This is a genomic window from Serratia sp. TSA_7, from assembly GCF_052692135.1.
This window is the reverse complement of record NZ_JBQZFU010000005.1, coordinates 77,698-101,775: the sequence shown is the minus strand read 5'-3', so window position 1 is coordinate 101,775 and position 24,078 is coordinate 77,698. Positions and strand designations below refer to the sequence as shown.

21 protein-coding genes and 4 tRNA genes are annotated in these 24,078 nt (G+C 56.9%); 19 read left to right on the top strand and 6 right to left on the bottom strand.

The window, feature by feature from the left end; genetic code table 11:
* Positions 1-20 precede the first annotated feature (20 nt).
* From rfbA to ACUTQW_RS17055, 12 genes are all read left to right on the top strand, one after another.
* On the top strand, positions 21-902 hold the full coding sequence (rfbA, locus tag ACUTQW_RS17110; RefSeq protein WP_006323006.1) for a glucose-1-phosphate thymidylyltransferase RfbA: 882 nt from the start codon (positions 21-23) through the stop codon (positions 900-902).
* Positions 880-1,605, top strand: a complete 726-nt coding sequence (gene rffC / locus ACUTQW_RS17105; RefSeq protein ID WP_020438287.1) for a dTDP-4-amino-4,6-dideoxy-D-galactose acyltransferase — start codon at positions 880-882, stop codon at positions 1,603-1,605. The genes rfbA and rffC overlap by 23 nt, the downstream gene beginning before the upstream one ends.
* The gene (gene rffA, locus ACUTQW_RS17100; protein ID WP_064798604.1) at positions 1,592-2,722 is read left to right on the top strand and encodes a dTDP-4-amino-4,6-dideoxygalactose transaminase; all 1,131 of its coding nucleotides are present in this window, start codon (positions 1,592-1,594) and stop codon (positions 2,720-2,722) included. Before rffC ends, rffA begins: the two co-directional genes overlap by 14 nt.
* Position 2,723: 1 nt before the next feature.
* Entirely contained in the window at positions 2,724-3,974 is a 1,251-nt protein-coding gene (wzxE, locus tag ACUTQW_RS17095) for a lipid III flippase WzxE (protein WP_445654918.1), read from the top strand.
* Positions 3,971-5,056 carry a TDP-N-acetylfucosamine:lipid II N-acetylfucosaminyltransferase gene (locus tag ACUTQW_RS17090; RefSeq protein WP_006323012.1) on the top strand — a complete coding sequence of 362 codons (1,086 nt, stop codon included), beginning with the start codon at positions 3,971-3,973 and terminating at the stop codon, positions 5,054-5,056. Before wzxE ends, ACUTQW_RS17090 begins: the two co-directional genes overlap by 4 nt.
* Entirely contained in the window at positions 5,053-6,429 is a 1,377-nt protein-coding gene (gene wzyE / locus ACUTQW_RS17085; protein ID WP_004950893.1) for an ECA oligosaccharide polymerase, read from the top strand. Before ACUTQW_RS17090 ends, wzyE begins: the two co-directional genes overlap by 4 nt.
* 14 nt (positions 6,430-6,443) lie before the next feature.
* Positions 6,444-7,184 carry a lipopolysaccharide N-acetylmannosaminouronosyltransferase gene (wecG, locus tag ACUTQW_RS17080; RefSeq protein WP_006323014.1) on the top strand — a complete coding sequence of 247 codons (741 nt, stop codon included), beginning with the start codon at positions 6,444-6,446 and terminating at the stop codon, positions 7,182-7,184.
* 370 nt (positions 7,185-7,554) lie between these two features.
* Positions 7,555-8,958: a bifunctional threonine/serine APC transporter ThrP gene (thrP, locus tag ACUTQW_RS17075; RefSeq protein ID WP_004950898.1), complete on the top strand. Its 1,404-nt coding sequence runs from the start codon at positions 7,555-7,557 to the stop codon at positions 8,956-8,958.
* A gap of 135 nt (positions 8,959-9,093) precedes the next feature.
* Positions 9,094-9,170, top strand: a tRNA-Arg gene (locus tag ACUTQW_RS17070).
* Positions 9,171-9,229: 59 nt separating this feature from the next.
* Positions 9,230-9,305 (top strand) — tRNA-His (locus ACUTQW_RS17065).
* Positions 9,306-9,348: 43 nt separating this feature from the next.
* A tRNA-Leu gene (locus tag ACUTQW_RS17060) sits at positions 9,349-9,435 on the top strand.
* Between the two features lie 75 nt (positions 9,436-9,510).
* A tRNA-Pro gene (locus ACUTQW_RS17055) sits at positions 9,511-9,587 on the top strand.
* Between the two features lie 841 nt (positions 9,588-10,428).
* Here the strand turns inward: ACUTQW_RS17055 and hemY are convergent.
* The 4 genes from hemY to hemC are packed head-to-tail and all read right to left on the bottom strand — an operon-like array spanning position 10,429 to position 14,452.
* A complete protein-coding gene (gene hemY / locus ACUTQW_RS17050) occupies positions 10,429-11,622 on the bottom strand; it encodes a protoheme IX biogenesis protein HemY (RefSeq protein WP_004950900.1) in 1,194 nt (397 codons plus the stop codon).
* A gap of 3 nt (positions 11,623-11,625) precedes the next feature.
* Positions 11,626-12,750, bottom strand: coding sequence for a uroporphyrinogen-III C-methyltransferase (gene hemX, locus ACUTQW_RS17045; protein ID WP_037432055.1), 1,125 nt, complete (start codon positions 12,748-12,750; stop codon positions 11,626-11,628).
* Between the two features lie 23 nt (positions 12,751-12,773).
* Entirely contained in the window at positions 12,774-13,514 is a 741-nt protein-coding gene (gene hemD / locus ACUTQW_RS17040) for a uroporphyrinogen-III synthase (protein ID WP_004950904.1), read from the bottom strand.
* On the bottom strand, positions 13,511-14,452 hold the full coding sequence (gene hemC, locus ACUTQW_RS17035; RefSeq protein ID WP_004950907.1) for a hydroxymethylbilane synthase: 942 nt from the start codon (positions 14,450-14,452) through the stop codon (positions 13,511-13,513). Before hemC ends, hemD begins: the two co-directional genes overlap by 4 nt.
* 315 nt (positions 14,453-14,767) lie before the next feature.
* Between hemC and ACUTQW_RS17030 the strand changes: the two genes are divergently transcribed.
* Complete coding sequence (locus ACUTQW_RS17030) at positions 14,768-17,320, top strand: class I adenylate cyclase (protein ID WP_006323023.1); 2,553 nt, start codon at positions 14,768-14,770, stop codon at positions 17,318-17,320.
* Between the two features lie 35 nt (positions 17,321-17,355).
* On the opposite strand, the gene cyaY is transcribed toward ACUTQW_RS17030, so the two are convergent.
* Complete coding sequence (gene cyaY, locus ACUTQW_RS17025) at positions 17,356-17,676, bottom strand: iron donor protein CyaY (RefSeq protein WP_006318320.1); 321 nt, start codon at positions 17,674-17,676, stop codon at positions 17,356-17,358.
* Positions 17,677-17,754: 78 nt separating this feature from the next.
* Here cyaY and lptM point away from each other — a divergent pair, with 78 nt between their 5' ends.
* The 6 genes from lptM to uvrD all read left to right on the top strand — a co-directional run bounded on the left by lptM (position 17,755) and on the right by uvrD (position 23,421).
* Complete coding sequence (lptM, locus tag ACUTQW_RS17020) at positions 17,755-17,934, top strand: LPS translocon maturation chaperone LptM (RefSeq protein ID WP_283936129.1); 180 nt, start codon at positions 17,755-17,757, stop codon at positions 17,932-17,934.
* Positions 17,935-18,030: 96 nt separating this feature from the next.
* Positions 18,031-18,855, top strand: coding sequence for a diaminopimelate epimerase (gene dapF / locus ACUTQW_RS17015; protein WP_004950915.1), 825 nt, complete (start codon positions 18,031-18,033; stop codon positions 18,853-18,855).
* Positions 18,852-19,556, top strand: coding sequence for a DUF484 domain-containing protein (locus tag ACUTQW_RS17010; RefSeq protein ID WP_004950917.1), 705 nt, complete (start codon positions 18,852-18,854; stop codon positions 19,554-19,556). Before dapF ends, ACUTQW_RS17010 begins: the two co-directional genes overlap by 4 nt.
* On the top strand, positions 19,553-20,464 hold the full coding sequence (gene xerC / locus ACUTQW_RS17005; protein ID WP_004950919.1) for a tyrosine recombinase XerC: 912 nt from the start codon (positions 19,553-19,555) through the stop codon (positions 20,462-20,464). The genes ACUTQW_RS17010 and xerC overlap by 4 nt, the downstream gene beginning before the upstream one ends.
* Positions 20,464-21,180 (top strand): 5-amino-6-(5-phospho-D-ribitylamino)uracil phosphatase YigB, encoded by a 717-nt coding sequence (gene yigB, locus ACUTQW_RS17000; RefSeq protein ID WP_006323025.1) that lies wholly within the window; start codon positions 20,464-20,466, stop codon positions 21,178-21,180. The genes xerC and yigB overlap by 1 nt, the downstream gene beginning before the upstream one ends.
* A gap of 78 nt (positions 21,181-21,258) precedes the next feature.
* Complete coding sequence (uvrD, locus tag ACUTQW_RS16995; RefSeq protein WP_006318315.1) at positions 21,259-23,421, top strand: DNA helicase II; 2,163 nt, start codon at positions 21,259-21,261, stop codon at positions 23,419-23,421.
* A gap of 42 nt (positions 23,422-23,463) precedes the next feature.
* Here the strand turns inward: uvrD and ACUTQW_RS16990 are convergent, their stop codons facing one another.
* The gene (locus ACUTQW_RS16990; RefSeq protein ID WP_006323026.1) at positions 23,464-23,937 is read right to left on the bottom strand and encodes a WbuC family cupin fold metalloprotein; all 474 of its coding nucleotides are present in this window, start codon (positions 23,935-23,937) and stop codon (positions 23,464-23,466) included.
* Positions 23,938-24,078 lie beyond the last annotated feature (141 nt).

Sequence of the window (24,078 nt, the reverse complement as noted above, 5' to 3'; positions counted from 1 at the left end):
CTGTGGAGTCTGGAGTGAGTATGAAAGGTATTATTCTGGCGGGCGGCTCCGGCACACGCCTGCACCCGATTACCCGTGGCGTATCTAAGCAACTGCTGCCTATATATGACAAGCCGATGATTTACTACCCGCTGTCGGTGCTGATGCTGGCGGGTATCCGCGACATTCTGATCATCTCCACCCCGGAAGATTTACCCTCATTCAGACGTTTGCTGGGCTCCGGAGAAGAGTTCGGCATTACCCTCAGTTATGCCGAACAACCTAGCCCAGATGGCTTGGCACAGGCATTTTTAATTGGTGAAGAATTCCTGGCCGGCGAGCCGAGCTGCCTGGTGCTGGGTGATAATATCTACTTTGGCCAAGGTTTTAGCCCGAAACTGAAAACTGTCGCTGCCCGTACGCAAGGCGCTACCGTGTTCGGTTATCAGGTGATGGATCCCGAGCGCTTCGGCGTGGTGGAATTTGACGATAATTTCCGCGCACTGTCGATCGAGGAAAAACCGCAGCAACCTAAATCCAATTGGGCGGTGACCGGCCTGTATTTCTACGATAATCAGGTGGTGGAGTTTGCCAAACAGGTCAAACCTTCCGAGCGTGGCGAGTTGGAAATCACCAGCATTAACCAGATGTACCTGGAGCGTGGTGAGCTGACCGTCGAGCTGCTGGGCCGTGGTTTCGCCTGGCTGGATACCGGCACCCACGACAGCCTGCTGGAAGCCAGCAGCTTTGTGCAGACGGTGGAAAAACGTCAGGGCTTTAAAATTGCCTGCCTGGAAGAGATAGCCTGGCGCAATGGCTGGCTGGACGATGACGGCGTGAAACGCGCCGCGCAATCCTTGCTAAAAACCGGTTACGGTAAGTACCTGCTGGATTTATTGCATGCACGTCCGCGCCAGTATTGAGCCCTTAGCCTGGGAAACCGAGTTTTTTGCCCTTAACAGCGCAAAGCTCAATTTTGCCACGGCAGCCCCCATACTCGCTGAAGCCGATTTGAACGCCTACACGCTGGTGCAGGCCAAAATTCCTGCCCATCAAACGGCCTGGGCGGATGGATTGGCCAGGTTGGGGTTTCAACTGGTTGAAGGTGAAGTCGATCTGGTACTGAACATCGGCACGGAATGTGCTTCCTCCCAGAGAGTGCTGCCACTGGCCATCCGTCCGGCAGTGCCGGGCGATATCCCGGCGCTGCGTGACGCGGCGGCCAAGGTGTTCACTGCCAGCCGTTTTCGCGCGCCCTGGTATGGCGTTCATGACAGTGGCCGTTTCTATGCCATGTGGATAGAAAAAGCGGTATTGGGGACTTTTGACCACCAGTGCCTGCTGGCGCTGGACGAGGCTGGGCAGCCTGAAGGGTTTGTCAGCCTGCGTGATATCGGTGGCCAGGAGGCGCGAATCGGCCTTTTAGCGGCGTTCCCCGGTGCATCCGGCAAAGGGATTGGCTCCCGATTGATGGCGGCTGCTATCGCAGAGTGCCGGTCGCTGCAGCGCCTGCGGGTCGCCACCCAGATAGGTAATATCGCCGCGTTACGGCTCTATCAACGACAGGGTGCCGCTATCGAAAGCACCTCGTACTGGTTATACAGAGGAAAACATGATCCCATTTAACGCACCACCGGTTGTTGGCACCGAACTTGAGTATATGCAGGCTGCAATGAGCAGTGGCAAACTGTGTGGCGATGGAGGTTTTACCCGTCGTTGCCAGCAGTGGATGGAGCAGCGTTTTGGCTGTCCGAAGGTGCTGTTGACGCCTTCCTGCACCGCCTCGCTGGAGATGGCGGCGATCTTGTTGGATATTCAGCCGGGCGATGAAGTGATCATGCCGAGCTTCACCTTTGTTTCGACCGCCAACGCCTTCGTGCTGCGCGGCGCTAAAGTGGTGTTCGTCGACCTGCGCCCGGACACCATGAACATCGATGAGAGCAAAATCGAAGCGGCGATCACCGATAAGACCCGTGTCATTGTGCCGGTTCATTACGCCGGCGTGGCCTGCGAGATGGACACCATCATGGCGCTGGCGAAAAAACACAATTTGTACGTGGTGGAAGATGCCGCTCAGGGCGTGATGTCGACCTATAAAGGTAAAGCGCTCGGCACCATCGGCCATATTGGCTGTTTCAGCTTCCACGAAACCAAAAACTACACCGCAGGCGGTGAGGGTGGCGCCACGCTGATTAACGATCCGGCGCTGATCGACCGGGCGGAAGTCATTCGCGAGAAAGGCACCAACCGTAGCCAGTTCTTCCGTGGGCAGGTCGACAAGTACACCTGGCGCGATATCGGCTCCAGCTATCTGATGTCAGATCTGCAGGCCGCTTACCTGTGGGGCCAGCTCGAGGTTGCCGATCGCATCAACCAGCGCCGCCTGGCGCTATGGCAGAACTATTATGACAGCTTCCTGCCGCTGGCCGAGGCCGGCCGCATCGTCTTGCCGACCATTCCGGCGGACTGCGTGCAGAATGCGCACATGTTCTATATCAAACTGCGTGATATTGAAGATCGCACGGCGTTTATCGATTATCTGAAAGAAGCCGAAATCATGGCGGTATTCCATTACATTCCGCTGCATGACTGCCCGGCGGGCGATCGTTTTGGCCGCTTTGCCGGTGAAGACCGCTTCACCAGCCAGGAAAGCGCGCGTCTGGTGCGCCTGCCTCTGTTCTATAATATGTCTGACGTTAATCAGCGTACGGTGATCAATACCATTCTTAGTTTCTTCGCCTGATATGTCGTTGGCAAAAGCATCGATTTGGACCGCCGGCTCCACGCTGATCAAAATTGGCGTGGGGTTATTGGTGGTGAAACTGCTGGCGGTGGCGTTTGGCCCCAGCGGCGTTGGGCAGGCGGGTAACTTCCGCCAGTTGATCACCGTGCTGGGCGTGTTGTCCGGTGCCGGGATTTTTAACGGCATCACGAAATACGTTGCCGAATACCATCAGGATCCGCAGCGGTTGCGCCTGGCCGTCGGCACGGCGTCGACTATCGTGCTGGGCTTCTCCACGCTGTTGGCGCTGGTGTTTTTATTCGCAGCCGTTCCCATCAGCATCGCGCTGTTCGGTCACGCCGAGTATGTGAACGTGGTGCGTGCGGTGGCCTTTATTCAGATGGGTATCGCCTACGCCAACCTGTTTATGGCGGTGCTGAAAGGCTACCGCGATGCGATGGGCAACGCGTTGGCGGTGATTGGCGGCAGCCTGATTGGCGTGGTGGCGTACTACCTGTGCTTTACGCTGGGCGGCTATGAAGGCGCTCTGGCAGGATTGGCGCTGGTGCCGGCATTGGCGGTATTGCCCGCCGGCTTCATGTTGTGGCGGCGCAAAACCTTGCCGCTGAGCTATCTGGCGCTGGCCTGGGACAAGGCGCTGGCCAGTCATCTAGGCAAGTTCACCATCATGGCGTTGATCACCTCAGTGACGCTGCCGGTGGCCTATGTGATGATGCGTAACCTGCTGGCCAGCCATTACAGTTGGGACGAGGTGGGGATTTGGCAGGGTGTCAGCAGCATTTCCGACGCTTATCTGCAGTTTATCACCGCTTCGTTTACTGTCTACCTGCTGCCAACGCTGTCGCGGCTGAAGGAAAAAAGCGCCATCTCGCAGGAGATCGTACGTTCGCTGAAGTTTGTGCTGCCCGCCGTGGCGGCGGCAAGTTTCACCGTCTGGCTACTGCGCGACTTCGCCATCTGGTTTCTGTTCACAGACAAGTTCGTCGCCATGCGCGATCTGTTCGCCTGGCAACTGGTGGGCGATGTACTGAAGGTGGGCGCCTATGTCTTTGGCTACCTGGTTATCGCCAAGGCGTCGCTGCGTTTTTACATTCTGACGGAAGTCAGCCAATTTCTGCTGCTGACGCTGTTTTCGCACTGGTTGATACCGCTGCACGGCGCATTGGGTGCGGCGCAGGCTTACATGGCAACCTACATTGTGTATTTCGCGCTCTGTAGCTGCGTATTTCTTCTTTATCGTAGACGAGTATGACCATACTGATTCACGTATTGGGTTCTGATATCCCGCATCACAATCAGACGGTGCTGCGTTTCTTCAACGACGTGTTGGCGAAGCGCCTGCCGTCCGAACAGACGCGCCATTTTATGGTGGCAGCCAGAGACGTAGCGGCGCTGGGCGATTTTCCCGAGTTGAGCATCGAGGCTTTCCCGGATAAAAAAAGCCTGGCGGCGGCGGTGATTGCTCGCGCTCAGGCCGATCGTAATCAGCGTTTCTTCCTGCATGGCCAGTTTAATCCTACGCTGTGGCTGGCGTTGCTGAGCGGTAAAATCAAAGCTCGCCAGGTGAGCTGGCATATCTGGGGCGCGGATCTGTACGAGGACGCCACCAGTTGGAAATTCCGCCTGTTCTATGTACTGCGCCGCATCGCGCAAGGGCGGGTGGGGCGTGTATTTGCGACCCGCGGCGACGTGATCCATTACCAGCAGCGCCATGCGCGCGTGCCGGCCTCCCTGCTGTATTTTCCAACGCGAATGGACCCGGCCCTGACCGGCATCAGCGTGGAGAAGAACCTGGCCGGGCCCATGACCATTCTGGTAGGGAATTCCGGCGATCGTACCAACCGTCATGTTGAAGCGCTAAAAGCGATCCACCAGCAGTTCGGCGCGGACGTGCGCGTGATCCTGCCGATGGGTTATCCGGCCAACAACGACGCCTATATCGACCAGGTGCGTACCGCCGGGCTGCAATGGTTCAGCGACAAGAACCTGCAGTTGCTGACGCAACAGGTGGCATTCGACGATTACCTGAACATCCTGCGCGAATGCGATCTCGGTTATTTTATTTTTAACCGTCAGCAGGGTATCGGCACCCTGTGTTTGCTGATTCAGTTCGGTGTGCCGTTCGTGCTCAGCCGGCAGAACCCGTTCTGGCAGGATTTGGCGGAGCAGCATCTGCCGGTGCTGTTCTACGGCGATTCGCTGGATGAAGCGGTGGTGCGCGAGGCGCAGCGCCAACTGGCGTCGGTAGATAAACAGGCGATCGCTTTCTTTAATCCAAACTACGTCGATGGCTGGCAACAGGCATTGGCGCTGGCTGCGGGGGAAGGCTCATGACGTTGGCGCAATTTGGCGGATTGTTTGTCGTCTATCTGGTCAGCGTGCTGTTTATTCTTACGCTGACTTATCAGGAGTTTCGGCGTATCCGCTTTAACTTCAACGTTTTCTTTTCCCTGTTGTACTTGCTGACGTTTTACTTCGGCTTTCCGCTGACGTGTCTGCTGGTGTTTCAGTTCGACGTCGAGGTGGTGCCGGTCGAGTTCTTGCTGTACGCCATTCTCTCCGCTACCGCGTTTTACGCGATTTATTACGTCAGCTACAAGACCCGGCTGCGTAAGCCCAGCGTACGGCCGCGTAAGCCGGTCTTTACCATGAACCGGGTGGAAACCAATCTGACCTGGATATTGCTGGCGCTGGTGGCGATCGGTACCGTGGGCATTTTCTTCATGCAAAACGGTTTCCTGCTGTTCAAGCTTAACTCTTATAGCCAGATTTTCTCCAGCGATGTGTCTGGCGTAGCGCTCAAGCGTTTCTTCTATTTCTTTATTCCGGCAATGCTGGTGGTGTATTTCCTGAAACAGGATCTGCGCGCCTGGTTCTTCTTTCTGGCGGCTACGGTGGCCTTCGGCATCCTGACCTACGTGATTGTCGGCGGCACCCGCGCCAATATCATCATCGCTTTCTCGCTGTTTCTGTTTATCGGCATTGTCCGCGGCTGGATCTCGTTGTGGATGCTGGTGGCCGCCGGCGTGTTCGGCATCGTCGGCATGTTCTGGCTGGCGTTAAAACGTTATAGCCTCGACGTCAGCGGCTCTGAAGCGTTCTACACCTTCCTTTACCTGACGCGAGATACCTTCTCGCCATGGGAAAACCTGGCGCTGTTGCTGCAAAACTACGACAAAATCGACTTCCAGGGATTGGCGCCGATAGTGCGTGATTTCTACGTGTTCATTCCTGCTTGGCTGTGGCCGGGCCGTCCGGATACGGTGCTGAATACCGCCAACTACTTCACCTGGGAAGTGCTGGATAACCATTCCGGCCTGGCGATCTCACCGACGCTGATCGGGTCGCTGGTGGTGATGGGCGGTGCGTTGTTCATCCCTGTCGGTGCCGTGCTGGTTGGCATGATCATCAAATGGTTCGACTGGCTGTACGAAATGGGCAAAAGCGAGCCTAACCGCTACAAGGCGGCCATATTGCAGAGTTTCTGCTTTGGTGCGGTGTTCAACATTATCGTATTGGCGAGGGAAGGCGTGGATTCGTTTGTCTCGCGGGTGGTGTTCTTCTGCCTTATTTTTGGCGCCTGTCTGTTGATGGCGAAATTGCTGTACTGGCTGTTTGACACTGCCGGTTTGATTAAGGCTCGGGTGCTGCGTTCACGCAGGCTGGCATCGCCGGTATCCTCCCCACGCGCCGACGGTCTTCTGTAAGGATAAGAATAACGATGGAAGCAACGATTAGGGTTCCCAAATACGAGCTGCGCGGTTTCAGCCTTTGGGGATTTCGCGATATGGCGCAATGCATGGATTTTCTGTTTGACGGCGGCCAGGTAAAGCAGGGCACGCTGGTGGCGATGAACGCAGAAAAGATACTGAAGGCGGAGGAAGATGCGGCGTTGCATGCGTTGCTGGACGAAGCGGAATACAAATATGCCGACGGTATCAGCATGGTGCGATCAATCCGCCGCAAATATCCGGGTGCCGAGGTGTCGCGCGTAGCGGGAGCCGATCTGTGGGAAGCGCTGATGCAGCGTGCCGGTCGTGAGGGGACGCCGGTGTTCCTGATTGGCGGCAAACCTTCGGTATTGGCGGAAACCGAGCAGAAGCTGCGCAGCCAGTGGAATGTGAACCTGGTCGGCAGCCAGGATGGTTACTTCAAGCCTGAACAGCGCGATGCGCTGTTTGAACGCATCCGCGTCAGCGGCGCCGCTATAGTGACGGTTGCCATGGGATCGCCGAAACAGGAAATCCTGATGCGCGACTGCCGCAAGGTGCATCCGCAGGCATTGTATATGGGCGTAGGCGGGACCTACGACGTGTTCACCGGTCACGTGAAACGCGCGCCAAGGGTCTGGCAGAATCTGGGTCTGGAGTGGCTCTACCGGCTGCTCAGTCAACCCAGCCGGATTGGCCGTCAGTTGAAACTGCTGAAGTTCGTGAGTTACTACTATCGCGGTAAGATGTGATAACTACGTCGGGGTTTTTCGTGCTGCCCTGACGTATTCGTTTGTTCAAATAACCTGCTTTATGACGTATTAGCCAGCACCTCTATAACCTCAGACCCTAAGCCCACCCTCATTTATTCCATAAAGTTTTAAGTTGCGGTTTGCTTATAGCAGCAAAATGCGAAACGATACCGTCCGGAAATTATCCCCAGTTGCCGGCGCCCGGTGCGGTAGTGCTGAACGACGTTTTTCTCGCCGTAAGATCGCCCCGATCACATATCGATGTCAGCCAAAGCGGCGGGGGATGATTTACTCTATTTTCATCAAAAAACAATAACGACCGGCAGCGGCCGGCATGCAAACACAATCAAAAAAACATCATTGAGGATTTATGGCACACATTGAAAAACCGCAAGGACTGCACCGGGGGCTCGAAGCCCGGCATATTGAGCTGATTGCTCTGGGCGGCACCATTGGCGTCGGTCTGTTTATGGGGTCGGCCAGCACGTTGAAATGGGCGGGGCCATCGGTCTTGTTGGCCTATATCATCGCCGGGCTGTTCGTGTTCTTTATTATGCGCTCGATGGGCGAAATGCTGTTTCTGGAGCCGGTAGCGGGCTCTTTTGCCGTTTATGCGCATAAATATATGGGGCCGTATTTCGGTTACCTCACCGCCTGGGGCTATTGGTTTATGTGGATTGCCGTTGGCATCTCCGAAATCACTGCCATTGGGGTCTATGTGCAGTTCTGGTTCCCGGAAATCCCGCAGTGGGTGCCGGCGCTGATCGCCGTGGCGATGGTGGCGCTGGCCAACCTGGCGGCGGTGCGCCTTTACGGCGAGCTGGAGTTCTGGTTTGCCATGATTAAGGTGACCACCATCATTGTGATGATTCTGGTGGGACTGGGAGTGATCTTCTTTGGCTTTGGCAACGGCGGTGAGCCGATCGGCTTTGCCAATCTTACGCAGCACGGCGGCTTCTTTGCCGGCGGCTGGAAGGGCTTCCTGTTCGCGCTGTGTATTGTCGTGGCGTCCTATCAGGGGGTTGAGCTGGTCGGTATTACCGCCGGCGAAGCCAAGAACCCGCAGGTTACGCTGAAACGCGCGATTAACAATATCCTGTGGCGCATCCTGATCTTCTATGTCGGCGCCATCTTTGTCATCGTCACTATCTTCCCATGGAACGGTATCGGCACTACCGGCAGCCCGTTCGTGCTGACCTTCGCCAAGATCGGCATCGTCGCCGCCGCCGGTATCATTAACTTCGTGGTGCTGACTGCGGCGCTGTCCGGCTGCAACAGCGGCATGTACAGCGGTGGCCGCATGTTGTACGCCCTGGCCAAGAACCGCCAACTGCCCGCTTCGTTGACCAAGCTGTCCGCCAGCGGCGTGCCGGTGAACTGCATTGCCGTGACCATCGTCTGCCTGCTGGTCGGCTCCGGGTTGAACTACCTCATTCCGAATCCGCAGCAGGTGTTTGTTTACGTCTACAGCGCCAGCGTGCTGCCTGGCATGGTGCCGTGGTTTGTGGTGCTGATCAGCCAGCTGTATTTCCGTCGCGCTCATAAAGAAGCGATCAAAACCCACAGTTTCAAGTCAGTGATGTTCCCGTATGTGAACTATCTGACCATCGCTTTTCTGGTCTGCGTGCTGATTGGCATGGGAATTAACCCGGATACGCGAATTTCTTTGCTGGTCGGGGCGATTTTCTTAGCGGGTGTTAGCCTGTGTTACTTTGCTTTCGGCATGCACAAGAAACATCATCCGGCTGAAAAGCGGGCAGAAATGCAGCAATAACCGGTAAAAAGGGGCTACGGATAGCGCTTTCTTGCGTGGGAGTGAGCAAAGCGTAATCAAACGCAACATTTCTGCGAAAAAGCACTAGACAGGATTGGGTTAAATCCGTAGTATCCCCTCCCGCAACGGCGCTATGCGCCCGTAGCTCAGCTGGATAGAGCGCTGCCCTCCGGAGGCAGAGGTCTCAGGTTCGAATCCTGTCGGGCGCACCATTAAGTTTGTGTGCAAGAGCTGCGGTGGTAGTATTACCGCGTGAAGTTAAGAAGTAATGGTGGCTATAGCTCAGTTGGTAGAGCCCTGGATTGTGATTCCAGTTGTCGTGGGTTCGAGTCCCATTAGCCACCCCACTTCCTAAGAGAAGTGAAGAATTGTAAGCTGTTTTGTGACTGTGCGAAGGTGGCGGAATTGGTAGACGCGCTAGCTTCAGGTGTTAGTGTTCTTACGGACGTGAGGGTTCAAGTCCCTCTCTTCGCACCACACAAAATGTCTGATAAATTTTAATATTTACATAGACATAAGCGATAAAATTCAGTAGTATGTGCAACAAGAAATCGGCGAGTAGCGCAGCTTGGTAGCGCAACTGGTTTGGGACCAGTGGGTCGGAGGTTCGAATCCTCTCTCGCCGACCACTTTCAGAAAAGCCCGTTCAGCAATGAACGGGCTTTTCGCTTTCTGTAATCCGCACTTTTTATTTTCTTTAGCCTTGTCCTTGTCCTTGTCCTTGTCCTTGTCCTTGTCCTTGTCCTTGTCCTTGTCCTTCCTGTCCGCGGGTTTTGGCTCGTCGTTGGGTTTCAGCGACACGAGCATCATGTATTGTCGTCAGGTTGAGACATATAACATGATGATTTTGTTTGATAAAAATTACTTTGGCTTAAGTCGTCGTTCTAAGGCGACATAGTTTACTGCGACAGGCCAAGAGAATGGCGCAGGAGTGCGGACCTCGTTATCGGTGTGAAAATAATTAAATGTTTTGTAATTCAATAGAATAGTTGTTTTTATGCAAAGTCCGGCGAGCATCTGCCAGAAGTTGGCACGCCTTGTGCAATATCTATTCCGTAGATGCTCATTCCACCTCTTATGTTCGCCTTAGGCTTCATAAACCCTGGGAATGATGCAGAGCTGATTTAGGGTGCCTATTGTCCACCAGAACGATGACAGCGTTGCTTGCAACTGCTGACATCACACTCCGGGCATAACGTTGAGTGAGGCACCGCCCCTGTTGTCCTAGACCTGATTGCTTTTTATACACTTGCCACTGCGGCAAGTGTTTTTTTTTGCCTAATACCCATCATATTTGAAGCCACAGCCGCGTTGACTGCGCGCTCTCACCCCAGTCACTTGGTGGACCAAGCTCCTGGGGATTCGTGAGCTTGCCGCCTTGCTGTGACTCCAACTATCTTGGGTATAAGCAACGTTGGATAAAAAAGGCGCGACCAGAGGGCGCGCCTTGAGGACAATGCATTGCCGGCGTTACTCGCCGTTATGCTTCAACGTCAGCATCAGCCCTTCACGTCGCATTTGAGCGGCCTCGTCCGAACGGTGCAGCTTATCCAGCACATCAGCCAGCCAAGCGTAGTCGTAGGCATCCGGACGCTGTTTCAGCGCTTCCCGGAATGCGTCGGCGGCCTGTTGCCATTCACCGTGTTTCATCAACAACTGACCTAGCGTACTGTTCAGCAAGGGTGTAGCGCCATGCTGTTTGACCTGCTGACGCAGCGCTTTTTCCAACTGTTCCGGGTTGCCGGACTTCAGGCGCGGGATCAGCAGCACCAGACGTTCGTCATATTGGCGCTTCAGGCTGTCGAGCACGATTTCCTGCGCCATTTCGTGGTCATTGCATTCGATCAGGTGTTCCACCATCGCGATTTGCAGCGGGACTTCATGACGGGTTTTACGGCTCTGATCTTTCCACCAGCGCTTCAGGCCATCGCTGCCTTCGTCCGCCATCGCCTGATTCATCAGGCCGATGTAAGCCTGCTGTTGCAGCGCTTGCAGCTCAGCTTCAGTGTGCAAATTGATTTTGCCCATCGACGGCAGAATTTCCAGCAGTGAGGCAAAGGCGCCGGTGCGCAGATAAGCCTGCTCTGCCAGACGCAAGACCTCCGGATGACGCGGCGCTTGGTTCAGCAGACGATCGACGCCGTGACGTGCCGCATGGTTTTCCCCCTGTGCCAGTTGAATGCGCACGCGCGTGATATCTACCGGTAACTGATCGGTATCGGCGGCCTCGGCGGCGCGCTCCAGATACTGATTGGTGCGGAAATCATCACCGCGCTGCTGTGCGGCTTCGGCAGCCAGCAGATAGTTCACTACCGGCTGTTCGGCATGGTCGGCATTGCGCGTCAGCAGTTTTTCGACCTGCTTGTAATCCCCTTCAGCCAGTTTGATCAGCGCGGCTTTGGTTTGTTTGCGCGCCCGGCTGCGTTTGCGGCCAAGGAACCAGCCGCGGGTACGGGCACCGGTACGGAAGATGCGGCGCAGGATCCATTCGATCGCCAGCAGCACGACAAAGAGCAGAACTGCCATGATCACCAGGCCGGTGACGCTGGTTTCGACATTGTAGTTATCGGTCTGGATCAGCACATAGCCCTGATGGCCGGCCAGCATCGGCCCGACCACCACGCTTGCGATCAGTACCAGGAACAGAAATAGCACGCGTAACATGGCTTATCCCTCCTGGTGAGCGGCAGGGGACTGGGTCAGCAGATTGCGCACCCGGGTCTGCATCAGTTTTTCCAGCAATGGCTGGCTTTTCAAGTGATCCGGCACGTCCATGGAGATCGACTGCTGGCTCAGGTTATCCAACTCTTCCAGAAAAGCTTTGGTGGCGGGGTCGGTGGTGTCGAAGTAGGCGCGTACCCAGGTGGAGATGGTTTCCAGCGACTGTTTGTACGTCTCATTCTGATGGCGCGGGATAGCTTGCGCAGCCACCAGCAGGCGCGAACGGATATTTTCGCGCAGATAGATGTCCTGATTCGGCGCCAGCAGCGGTTCGGCGCTGGCATCGCGGCGGCGGACGGTAATAAAGTCGGCCATAAAGTTGTGCCAGCTTTTGGCCAGGTTCTGCCGCCATTCGCCAATCGAACTGGAAAGCTCGCTGCTGTCCTGATCCATTGGCGCTTCGTCGCTGTCGTTATCCGCCAGACGCAGGTTGTCGACCTGGTTAGACAGCTGATTGGTCTTGAGAATGATGCCGTCGAAATCGACCTGGGTCAGGGTGGACAGCGTGCTGATATCTTCGGTGATGGCGCGACGAACCTCTAGCAGGCTGGGGTCGTTCATGTCCGCCAGGCTGGCATCGGCGCTTTTCAACAGCGTCGCCGCACTGGTCACGTCCTGATCGCTCCACAGCTTGCGCCCGGCCATTTTCACCAGAAAATCGGCCTGCGCCAGTAGCCAGGTTTTGGCATCGCTGCCGGAGATGGTCGCGACCTTTTCCTGCAGCTCGTTAAGTTGCCGCGCCAGAGTGGCTTGCTCGCGGTCGGCGGCGTCCAGTGTTTTGCCCTGTTGCTGCAACAGGCCTTCCAGCGCGCTTCTTTCCTGCTGCTGGCTCTGTTTCAGCCCGTCAAGCTGTTGCTGCAGAACCTGGTTGGCGGCGATAAGCCGTTGCGCCTGCTGATGTGTGTGGTAGTAGCCGCCCGCACCCAGTGCGATAACCAGCACGATAGCGATCGCGCCGAGCACAGGGCCGGTATTTTTCCCTTTGCGACGGTCAGCGTCTGGCTGCTGGGAGGTCTCAACCGCTGGGGTGGATTCTTCAACCGGGGCGGATGGGGTATTTTGTTCCGTCATAGTGGTACATCCCATAGTCAGGTTTATTGTAGCGCGCGGATCAGCGCGTCATTATCGGCGTTATCAGCTACCCGAATCATGCTCCAGCCCAATTCCTGGGCGAGGGTAGCCAGGCGTTCACTCACTACTACCAGGCGGCAACGCAACAGCCACGAAGAACGATAGTAGTCAGGAACTAAAGTATAGAGCTGTTGTAACATTTCACCGCTGGTGACGACCAGCGTATCAACACCGGCGCGCTGCCAGTGGGCGCTTTGCTCACTGCCATCATAGTGCACCGGGCTGCGTTGATAACATTCATAATAGCTGACGTTGGCGCCACGCTCGCTCAACCGGTCGCCGAGCAACTCGCGCCCGCCGTTGCCGCGCAGAATAAGCGCCTGCTTGCCGTCCAGCTTCTGCAACGCCGGCAGCAGCAACAGCGTTTCGCTGATCTGCTGCTCGCGCGGGTACTCCACCGGCAGGCTGCTGATGCGGTGCATCGCCAGCCCGGTTGCGCGGCCAATGGCATAATAGGTCAGGCGCGCCGGCCATGTCAGCCCGGCGCGGCCAATGACCGAATTGGCGTAGTTCACCGAATGCTGCGACACGACAAACACCAGATCGCCATCATTGAGTTGCTGCAACGCCTGCGGCAGTTTGGGCAGATCGCGGCCAGGGGCGAAATCGATCAACGGGGCATGATAGGCAACCCGGCCGAGTGCGCGCAGGCGGCTCACCAGTTGTTCTCCAAAAGGAGAAGGGCGGGTTACCAGAATCGTCATGCCGGGGGATTTCCCTGATAAACGTCGTGCAGGATTTCACGTGCGCCACGCGCCAGCAGTTCTTCCGCCAGCTCAACGCCCATTTGTTCGGCCAGGGCCGCCGGGCCGCGACGTTCGCCGCGCACCATCTGGCTGCCGTCCGGTGAGCCGACCAAGGCTCTCAGCCACAGGCTGTCGCCTTCCAGTTCGGCATAGCTGCCGATCGGCACCTGACAGCCGCCTTCCAGCCGCGTATTCATCGCCCGTTCAGCGCGCACGCGGATATCGGTTGCGGCGTGATTGAGCGGTGCGAGCAGCGCACGGGTGGCGTCATCGTCGAGGCGGCATTCGATGCCGACCGCGCCCTGACCGACGGCCGGCAGGCACTCTTCGGGGCTCAATGGGCTGCGGATACGTTGCTCCAGCCCCAGACGTTTCAACCCGGCGACCGCCAGAATAATGGCGTCGTAATCACCGTTATCCAGCTTGGCCAGGCGGGTACCGACGTTGCCGCGCAAATCGCGCACGATCAAATCCGGCCGGCGTTCGCGCAACTGGCTCTGACGGCGCAGGCTTGAGGTGCCAACCACGCTGCCCTGCGGCAACTGATCGAACGAGGCGAAACGATTGGAAACAAAGGCGTCGCGTGGATCGTCACGCTCGCAAATGGTCACCAGGCCCAGGCCGGCGGGGAAATCTATCGGGACGTCTTTCATCGAATGGACGGCGATATCGGCGCGGCCTTCCAGCAACGCCAACTCAAGCTCTTTAACAAACAGGCCTTTACCGCCGACTTTCGCCAGCGGCGTATCCAGAATAATGTCGCCCTTTGTGACCATTGGCACCAGTTCAACCTGCAGGCCGGGGTGGCTGGCCATCAGGCGCTGTTGCACATAATGTGCTTGCCAGAGTGCTAGCGGGCTTTGTCGGGTGGCAATTCGAATAATTTTGTCTAACATGCTTGTTACCGTTTTTATAATTCGCCGTTCATCCTACCACTGAGTGCGAAAACTGTCAGTGCAAGAAGCCACAGGCGAAGAAAGGACAACGGAATCAACGGGACGTGTGATGTATTTTGGGGCAGTTGACACTGCGGGTAAATCGTTTAGAGAAGCGCTACAATAATAGTGGAGCGTTACCTCCTTTACGGTCAATCAGCAAGGTGTTAAATTGATCACGTTTCCAACAATAAGTTGCCAAATATTCTTCCAACACTAACGGCGCTTATGGAATACGGGTTTTTTCTAAACACCGGGATAATCAGGCGAGACGTCTTGTACCTCTACATCGAGACACTGAAGCAGAGACTGGATGCGATCAACCAATTACGAGTCGATCGCGCCCTAGCGGCCATGAAGCCCGCGTTTCAACGGGTATACAGTCTGCTGCCTACCTTACTGCACTACCATCACCCACTGATGCCGGGCTATCTGAACGGTAACGTTCCCCACGGCGTTTGCCTTTACACGCCTGATGAAACCCAGCAAGATTACCTCAACGATTTAGAAGACAAATGGGGCAGCCCGTTTGACAAGTTGGCCAGCGGTGAGCTGCCGATTACCGGCGTTTACTCCATGGGCAGCACGTCGTCTATCGGCCAAAGCTGCAGCTCGGATCTCGACATCTGGGTGTGCCATCAGTCCTGGCTGGATAACGAAGAGCGTAGCCGTCTGCAGGAAAAATGCGGCCTGCTGGAAAAATGGTCGGCGTCGATGGGCGTAGAAGTCAGCTTCTTCCTGATCGATGAAAACCGCTTCCGCCATAACGAAAGCGGCAGCCTGGGTGGCGAAAACTGCGGATCCACCCAGCATATCCTGCTGCTGGACGAGTTTTACCGCACCGCGGTGCGCTTGGCCGGCAAACGTATTTTGTGGAACATGGTGCCGGGCGAAGAAGAAGCGCATTACGATGAGTATGTGCTGTCGCTGTATTCGCAAGGCGCGTTGACGCCGAACGAATGGCTGGATCTCGGCGGCCTGAGCACGCTGTCGGCGGAAGAATATTTTGGCGCCAGCCTGTGGCAGTTGTACAAAAGCATCGATTCGCCTTACAAGGCCGTGCTGAAGACCTTGCTGTTGGAAGCCTATTCCTGGGAATACCCGAATACCCAACTGCTGGCGATGGACATTAAACACCGTCTGCATGAAGGCGAGATCGTCTGCTTCGGGCTCGACTCTTACTGCATGATGCTCGAACGCGTTACGCATTATCTGAACCAAATCAACGACACCACTCGCCTCGATCTCGTCCGCCGTTGTTTCTATCTGAAAGTCTGCGAAAAACTGTCGCGCGCTAACGCCTGCGTCGGCTGGCGTCGCGAAATCCTTAGCCAGTTGGTCAGCGAATGGGGCTGGGACGAAGAGCGCCTGGCAATCCTGGATAACCGCGCCAACTGGAAGATCGAACGGGTGCGTGAAGCGCACAACGAGCTGCTGGATGCGATGATGCAGAGTTATCGCAACCTGATCCGCTTCGCGCGGCGTAACAACCTCAGCGTCAGCGCCAGCCCGCAGGATATCGGGGTGCTCACCCGCAAGCTGTATGCGGCGTTTGAAGCCCTGCCCGGCAAGGTAACGCTGGTGAATCCGCAGATCTCACCGGACCTGTCGGAAAACGACTTAACCTTTATTCATGTGCCGATTGGCCGCGCCAACCGTACCGGTTGGTATCTGTACAATCAGGCGCCGGCGATGGATTCCATCGTCAGCCACCAACCGCTGGAATATAACCGCTACCTGAACAAGCTGGTGGCCTGGGCCTATTTCAACGGCCTGCTGACGCCGCAGACCCGCCTGCACATCAAGAGCGGCAACTTGTGCGACACGGCCAAACTGCAGGAACTGGTAGCCGACGTATCGCACCACTTCCCGCTGCGGTTGGCGGCACCGACACCGAAAGCCTTGTACAGCCCGTGCGAAATCCGCCATCTGGCGATTATCGTCAATCTGGAAAACGATCCAACCGCCGCCTTCCGCAACCAGGTGGTGCATTTCGATTTCCGCAAGCTGGACGTGTTCAGCTTCGGCCAGCAGCAGCAATGCCTGGTGGGCAGTATCGATCTGCTGTACCGCAACTCATGGAACGAAGTGCGTACCCTGCATTTCAGCGGCGAGCAATCGGTGCTGGAAGCGCTGAAGACCATTCTCGGTAAAATGCATCAGGACGCCGCGCCACCGGAATCGGTAGAAGTGTTCTGCTACAGCCAGCACCTGCGCGGTCTTATCCGTACCCGCATACAGCAACTGGTGTCGGAATGCATAGAGCTGCGTTTGTCCAGCACCCGTCTGGAACCGGGCCGTTTCAAAGCGGTGCGCGTCGCCGGCCAAACCTGGGGCCTGTTCTTTGAGCGCCTGAGCGTATCGGTGCAAAAGCTGGAGAACGCGGTGGAATTCTACGGCGCCATTTCCAACAACAAATTGCACGGCCTGTCGATCAAAGTGGAAACCGATCAGGTGCACTTGCCGCCGGTAGTGGATGGTTTCGCCAGTGAGGGGATCATTCAGTTCTTCTTCGAAGACACGTCGGACGATAAAGGCTTTAACATCTATATTTTGGATGAGTCTAACCGGGTGGAGGTTTACCACCATTGTGAAGGCAGTAAAGAGGAGTTGGTGCGTGACGTGAGCCGTTTCTATTCTTCTTCACACGATCGCTTCACTTACGGTTCCAGCTTTATCAACTTCAACCTGCCGCAGTTCTACCAGATAGTTCAGCTGGATGGTCGTACCCAGGTGATCCCGTTCCGCAGCAATGTCCTGTCGAGCCTGTGCGTTACCCTGGCCGATGGCGCCGCTCAGCCGCTGAAACAACAATTCCAGTTGCATTGATTCCGTAGGGCAGGCCCCACGGAATCAGCGGCTTATCAGGCAAAATGCACGTCTTCGCCGGCCTGTGCGCTGGCCGCTTCGCTGAGCAACGGGTAGAATCCGCGATCGCTGCGATCGCAGAACCAGGCGCCGTCCCGGTAGTTAAAGTGATAGCCGCCGGTTTTGGTTGCCAGCCACACCTGATGCAACGGCTCCTGACGGTTGATCACAATTTTGGTGCCATTTTCGAAACTTAACGTCATTACGCCGCCGTTAGTTTCGTAATCGATGTCCGCATCGCCGTCAAAATCGTCCAGTGTCTCTTCAATATTAAGCATCAGTTGGTCAGCCAACTGGTGAAACTCACTGTCGTTCATAATCAATTCCTATTGCTTTTCATGATCCACCTGCGATTATAGAGATCTTGGACGCATGAATTACAGGCATTAATGCAAATGAAAAAACAACTACGCTATGCGCTGATGGCAGTTCTGCTTGCCGGGCTCTCTGGCTGCGGTCTGAAAGGCCCGCTGTATTTCCCTTCGGACGAACCGGGTACTAAGAAACCCGCCTCTCAGGTTCAAACGGGCGATCAGGTACAGAAAAATCAGCAGGAAACCTCTGTCTCTCAGTAAAAACCGTCGATGAGCGACCAGTAACACCTGATTTGCGGTGGCGGGGCGTCACCGCAAACCCAAGACGGATAGCGCGTCCAGATAGCGGAGTATGATATGCAGTTCTCCAAAATGCACGGTCTGGGCAACGACTTTATGGTGGTCGATGCCGTTACACAGAATGTCTATTTTTCACCTGAACTGATCCGCCGATTGGCCGATCGGCACTTGGGCGTTGGCTTTGACCAGATGCTGGTGGTAGAACCGCCTTACGATCCGGAACTTGATTTCCACTATCGCATTTTTAACGCCGACGGCAGTGAAGTGGCTCAGTGCGGTAACGGCGCCCGCTGTTTCGCCCGCTTTGTGCGGCTGAAAGGGTTGACCAACAAACGCGACATCCGCGTCAGCACCCAAACCGGACGCATGGTGCTCAGCGTCACCGACGACGATCTGGTGTGCGTGAATATGGGCGAACCGAATTTTGACCCTCAGGCTGTGCCGTTTCGCGCCACCAAAGAGGAAAGGACATACATCATGCGTGCGGCGGAACATACGGTGCTGTGCGGCGTGGTGTCGATGGGCAATCCGCATTGTGTTTTACAGGTGGATGATGTAAAAACCGCCAAGGTAGAGCTGCTTGGGCCGGTGCTGGAAGGGCACGAGCGCTTCCCGGAACGGGCCAATATCGGTTTTATGCAAATCGTCAGTCGTGAACATATCAAGCTGCGGGTCTATGAGCGCGGCGCCGGTGAAACGCAAGCCTGCGGCAGCGGCGCTTGTGCGGCAGTGGCAGTGGGGATTCAACAAGAATTGCTGTCAGAAGAGGTGCATGTAGAACTGCCGGGCGGCAGCCTGCATATTCGCTGGAAAGGGCCGGGCAATCCGCTGTTTATGACCGGTCCGGCAACCCATGTATATGACGGATTTATTCATCTATGAAGAGTGTTGAGGACCAGGCTGTCACGGGCATTGAGCTTGATGACGACGCCGTAATGCAGTTTTTGCTGCAAAACCCGGATTTCTTTATTCGCAACGCGCGTTTGGTTGAACAGATGCGCGTACCCCATCCCGTTCGCGGAACCGTGTCGCTGGTCGAGTGGCATCTGGCCCGCCAGCGCAACCATATTGGCCGGCTCGAAGAAGAGATCACCCTATTGATGGAGCAGGCCAGCGCCAATGAAACGCTGTTTGCCAGCTTGCTGCATCTGCAGGCCAATCTGGCTACCGCCAGCAGCCTGCAAGACATGCTCAACCGCCTGCAACGCTGGGCGCGTGGTTTCGGTTTGGCCGGCGCCAACATCCGCCTGTTTTCTGAAAGCTGGAAAATCGGCGCGCCTTCCGACTTCACCCATCTCGCCTTGACGCGGTCGTCGTTTGAGCCGCTGCGCATTCAGCGCCTGGGTGACCAACAGCATTACCTCGGTAGCCTGAATGGCCCCGAACTGTTGCTGCTGTTGCCGCAGGCCAAGCTGGTTGGCTCGGTCGCGTTGTCGATGTTGGGCGAAGACGGCGAACTGGGCATGGTGATTTTCAGCAGCCGCGATACGCAACACTATCAGCAGGGCATGGGTACCGTGATGCTCAATCAGCTGGCGCGCATGCTGCCTGAACTGCTGGAACGCTGGATAGAACGAGCATGACCCCGGTAGCGGCCAGCCTGCAACAGCCGGTGGACGCTTTCCTGCGCTATCTGAAGGTTGAGCGTCAGCTCAGCCCGCTCACTCAGCTCAGCTATTCTCGCCAACTGCAGGCGCTGATGGCGCTGGCGCAGGAGATGGGCGTGACCGAATGGCCGGCGCTGGACGCCGCCAAAGTCCGCATGCTGGCGGCACGCAGTAAACGTGCGGGCCTGCAGTCTTCCAGCCTTGCGCTGCGCTTGTCGGCGTTGCGCAGTTTTCTCGACTGGCAGGTTAGCCAGGGCGCGTTGATCGCCAATCCCGCCAAAGGTATCCGAACGCCACGCAGCGGTCGTCATCTGCCGAAAAATATCGATGTCGATGAAATAAACCAGCTGTTGAATATCGATCTCAACGATCCGCTGGCGGTGCGCGATCGCGCCATGCTGGAGGTGATGTACGGCGCCGGGTTGCGTCTGTCGGAGCTGGTGGGGCTGGATTGCCGCCATGTCGATCTGGCCGCCGGTGATATCTGGGTGTTGGGCAAGGGCAGCAAAGAACGCAAACTGCCGATTGGCCGCACCGCCGTTACCTGGCTGGAGCACTGGTTGGCGATGCGTGACCTGTTCGGCCCGGCAGACGACGCGATGTTCCTGTCCAATCAGGGAAAACGCATCTCGACCCGCAACGTGCAAAAGCGTTTTGCCGAGTGGGGCGTCAAGCAGGGCGTCAACAGCCATATTCATCCGCACAAGCTGCGCCACTCGTTTGCGACCCATATGCTGGAGTCGAGCGGCGATCTGCGTGCTGTGCAGGAACTGCTCGGCCACGCCAATCTCACCACCACCCAAATCTATACCCACCTCGACTTTCAACATCTGGCGAACGTGTACGATGCTGCGCATCCGCGCGCCAAACGGGGGAAATCCTGATGCATTTTTATCGTCCGCTGCGCCCGCTGGCGGCGCTGACCTTCGATCTGGACGACACGCTGTACGACAACCGCCCGGTGATCAGGCAGACCGAGCTGCAGTCGGTTGCCTTTCTGCAAAATTATCATCCGGGATTGAATCACTTTCAGTCGGCGGATTTTCACCGCCTGCGCCAGGAGCTGCGCGAGCAGGATCCGGAGATTTATCATGACGTCACCCAGTGGCGCTGGCGTGCCATTCATCTGGCGCTGAGCCGTCAGGGGTTGCGGGATGCCGAGGCTGCCCTCGGCGCCGACGCGGCAATGCAGAACTTTGCGCTGTGGCGCAGCCGCATCGAGGTGCCGGAGGCGACTCACGCCACGTTGAAAGCACTGGGGGAGCGTTTCCCGCTGGTGGCGATCACCAATGGCAATGCCGATCCGGCGCTGTGCGGGTTGGACGGTTACTTCCAGTTTGTGCTGCGTTCCGGGCCGGATGGCCGCGCCAAACCCTATCAGGACATGTACCGGTTGGCCGCGGAACGGTTAGGGGTCCCCGCCGAACGCATTCTGCACATTGGCGATGATTTGACCACCGATGTCGCCGGGGCGCTGCGCTCAGGCCTGCAGGCCTGCTGGATCAACGACCGCCAACGCAACCTGATGCAGGTCGCGGACAGCCGCCTGCTGCCACATATTGAGATTTCGCAGTTGGCATCGCTGACAGCATTGTTATAATCCCTGCCAGAACTCTGTATAAATTCCCAGTGGAAAACGCGTCCCAGGCGCGTTTTCCCTTACCAATTAATGGTGCCTATGGACGTTTCCGATCTGCTCGACAGCCTGAATGAAAAACAACGCGAAGCCGTGGCGGCGCCACGCTGCAACCTGTTGGTGTTGGCCGGCGCGGGCAGCGGTAAAACCCGGGTGCTGGTGCATCGCATCGCCTGGTTGCTGTCGGTAGAGAACTGTTCGCCGTATTCGATTATGGCGGTGACGTTCACCAACAAGGCGGCGGCGGAAATGCGCCATCGTATCGAACACCTGATTGGCACCAGCCAGGGCGGCATGTGGATAGGTACTTTCCACGGCCTGGCTCACCGGCTGTTGCGCGCTCACCATATGGACGCCAACCTGCCGCAGGATTTCCAAATCCTCGACAGCGACGACCAGTTTCGCCTGCTGAAGCGCATCGTTAAGGCGCTGAATATCGACGAAAAACAATGGCCGCCGCGTCAGGCGATGTGGTACATCAACGGCAAAAAAGACGAGGGCCTGCGCCCGCAGCACGTTGAAACCTATAACAACCCGGTGGAAGCGACCTGGTTGCGTATCTATCAGGCCTATCAGGAAGCTTGCGACCGCGCCGGGCTGGTGGATTTTGCCGAGCTGCTGCTGCGCGCCCATGAGCTGTGGCTGAACAAGCCGCATATCCTCAACCACTACCGCGAGCGCTTCACCAACGTATTGGTGGACGAGTTCCAGGATACCAACAGCATTCAGTACGCCTGGATCCGCCTGCTGTCCGGCAATAACAGCAACGTGATGATCGTCGGCGATGACGACCAGTCAATTTACGGCTGGCGCGGCGCTCAGGTGGAAAACATCCAGCGTTTCCTGAAGGATTTCCCCGGCGCGCAAACCGTGCGCCTGGAACAGAACTACCGTTCGACCAGCAATATTCTGAAGGCCGCCAATACCCTGATCGCCAACAACGGCGGACGCATGGGCAAAAACCTGTGGACCGAGGGGGCCGAAGGCGAACCCATCTCCATCTATTGCGCGTTCAACGAGCTCGACGAGTCGCGCTTTGTCGTCGGCCGCATCAAAACCTGGCAGGAAAACGGCGGTGCGCTGAATGACTGCGCGATACTCTACCGCAGCAATGCCCAGTCGCGCGTGCTGGAAGAGGCGCTGTTGCAAACCGCCATGCCGTACCGCATTTATGGCGGGCAGCGCTTCTTCGAACGTCAGGAAATCAAGGATGCACTGGCCTATTTGCGGCTGATCGCCAACCGTAACGACGACGCGGCGTTTGAGCGCGTGGTGAATACCCCGACGCGCGGCATTGGCGACCGAACGCTGGACGAAGTGCGCCGCACGGCGCGCGATCGCCAACTGACGCTGTGGCAGGCTACCCGTGCGCTGTTGCAGGACAAAGTGCTGGCCGGGCGTGCGGCGTCCGCGCTGCAACGTTTTACCGAATTGGTGGATTCCCTGGCGCACGAAACCGCAGATATGCCGCTGCATGTGCAGACCGACCGGGTGATCCGCGACTCGGGGCTGTTCATCATGTATGAGCAGGAAAAGGGTGAAAAAGGCCAGGCGCGTATCGAAAACCTTGAGGAACTGGTGACGGCAACGCGGCAGTACAGCTATCAGGATGAAGATCAGGATCTGATGCCGCTGCAGGCGTTTTTGTCACATGCCGCGCTGGAAGCGGGCGAGGGGCAGGCCGATGCCTATCAGGATGCGGTGCAACTGATGACCCTGCACTCCGCCAAGGGGCTGGAGTTTCCGCTGGTGTTTATCGTCGGTATGGAAGAGGGGATGTTCCCGAGCCAGATGTCGCTGGACGAAGGCGGCCGGCTGGAAGAAGAGCGCCGGCTGGCCTACGTTGGCCTGACGCGCGCCATGCAGAAATTGACGCTGACCTATGCCGAAACGCGCCGTTTGTACGGCAAAGAGGTTTATCACCGGCCTTCGCGTTTTATCGGCGAACTGCCGGAAGACTGTGTGGAAGAAGTGCGGCTGCGCGCCAGCGTATCGCGGCCGGTGAATCATCGCCGGATGGGCACGCCGATCAGCGAAAACGACACCGGCTACAAGCTTGGCCAGCGGGTGCGCCATCCCAAGTTTGGCGAGGGTACCATCGTCAATCTGGAAGGCAGCGGCGAACACAGCCGGTTGCAAATTGCGTTTCCGGGCGAAGGCATCAAGTGGCTGGTGGCGGCTTACGCCCGGCTGGAGACGGTATAAGGCAGGCGAGTTGCAGGGGAAAGTCCCCTGCAATCAGCCAAATCAGTGAGCGTAACTGTCGCCGATTTGTGCGGTCGCATACCAACGCATCACCGCTTCGGTGCCCTCACCGCCTTCCGCCGGCGCCCATGACATGCAGTCTTCTTCCGCCAGCGGCTGATACGGCCCTTGTTTCACTTCAAACACCACGCCGCCCGCATCGACCGACAGCACCGCATGCCAGGTAAACGCCGGCATCTCCAGCACTTTGGTTTCTTCGCCGAGCAGCGTGCGCTGGGTGACGACGCCGTCATCGTTGAACTGCAGCACGACAAAACGGCCGCGCAGCGGCGTCAACAGCTCCCAGGTTTGCGGATGGCGGTGCGGACGGATATAGGTGCCCGGCTCCATGGCAATCGCCAGGCGCTGTACCGGATCGCTTAACTCTTCGTGTAACGTACGGTGCGCGCGCAGGCGCGCCACTTTGGCAGCCTGTTCGCTCATCGCGGTCAGGTCGTGGGCGGTAATCTGTTTCATCGGCTAAGTCCGCAGGTTTATAGTGGCCTAATCTTAGCAACTTTCCCTGATGTGGTGAGAGATCGCCGCAGACTTTTTCTGCACGCTTTACTTCGGGTTAAGCGCGCTTTTGGTCATTTGTCATGGTGATGAGTTGTTGCG

Excerpts from the sequence above, each read along its gene's own strand:
- hemY (WP_004950900.1), bottom strand. The coding sequence starts at position 11,622 with ATGTTACGCGTGCTATTTCTGTTCCTGGTACTGATCGCAAGCGTGGTG.
- rffA (WP_064798604.1), top strand. The coding sequence starts at position 1,592 with ATGATCCCATTTAACGCACCACCGGTTGTTGGCACCGAACTTGAGTAT.
- wzyE (WP_004950893.1), top strand. The coding sequence starts at position 5,053 with ATGACGTTGGCGCAATTTGGCGGATTGTTTGTCGTCTATCTGGTCAGC.
- wzxE (WP_445654918.1), top strand. The coding sequence starts at position 2,724 with ATGTCGTTGGCAAAAGCATCGATTTGGACCGCCGGCTCCACGCTGATC.
- hemC (WP_004950907.1), bottom strand. The coding sequence starts at position 14,452 with ATGTTAGACAAAATTATTCGAATTGCCACCCGACAAAGCCCGCTAGCA.
- ACUTQW_RS17010 (WP_004950917.1), top strand. The coding sequence starts at position 18,852 with ATGAAGAGTGTTGAGGACCAGGCTGTCACGGGCATTGAGCTTGATGAC.
- thrP (WP_004950898.1), top strand. The coding sequence starts at position 7,555 with ATGGCACACATTGAAAAACCGCAAGGACTGCACCGGGGGCTCGAAGCC.
- rffC (WP_020438287.1), top strand. The coding sequence starts at position 880 with ATGCACGTCCGCGCCAGTATTGAGCCCTTAGCCTGGGAAACCGAGTTT.
- wecG (WP_006323014.1), top strand. The coding sequence starts at position 6,444 with ATGGAAGCAACGATTAGGGTTCCCAAATACGAGCTGCGCGGTTTCAGC.
- yigB (WP_006323025.1), top strand. The coding sequence starts at position 20,464 with ATGCATTTTTATCGTCCGCTGCGCCCGCTGGCGGCGCTGACCTTCGAT.
- lptM (WP_283936129.1), top strand. The coding sequence starts at position 17,755 with ATGAAAAAACAACTACGCTATGCGCTGATGGCAGTTCTGCTTGCCGGG.
- hemX (WP_037432055.1), bottom strand. The coding sequence starts at position 12,750 with ATGACGGAACAAAATACCCCATCCGCCCCGGTTGAAGAATCCACCCCA.
- cyaY (WP_006318320.1), bottom strand. The coding sequence starts at position 17,676 with ATGAACGACAGTGAGTTTCACCAGTTGGCTGACCAACTGATGCTTAAT.
- ACUTQW_RS17090 (WP_006323012.1), top strand. The coding sequence starts at position 3,971 with ATGACCATACTGATTCACGTATTGGGTTCTGATATCCCGCATCACAAT.
- dapF (WP_004950915.1), top strand. The coding sequence starts at position 18,031 with ATGCAGTTCTCCAAAATGCACGGTCTGGGCAACGACTTTATGGTGGTC.
- rfbA (WP_006323006.1), top strand. The coding sequence starts at position 21 with ATGAAAGGTATTATTCTGGCGGGCGGCTCCGGCACACGCCTGCACCCG.
- hemD (WP_004950904.1), bottom strand. The coding sequence starts at position 13,514 with ATGACGATTCTGGTAACCCGCCCTTCTCCTTTTGGAGAACAACTGGTG.
- xerC (WP_004950919.1), top strand. The coding sequence starts at position 19,553 with ATGACCCCGGTAGCGGCCAGCCTGCAACAGCCGGTGGACGCTTTCCTG.
- ACUTQW_RS16990 (WP_006323026.1), bottom strand. The coding sequence starts at position 23,937 with ATGAAACAGATTACCGCCCACGACCTGACCGCGATGAGCGAACAGGCT.
- uvrD (WP_006318315.1), top strand. The coding sequence starts at position 21,259 with ATGGACGTTTCCGATCTGCTCGACAGCCTGAATGAAAAACAACGCGAA.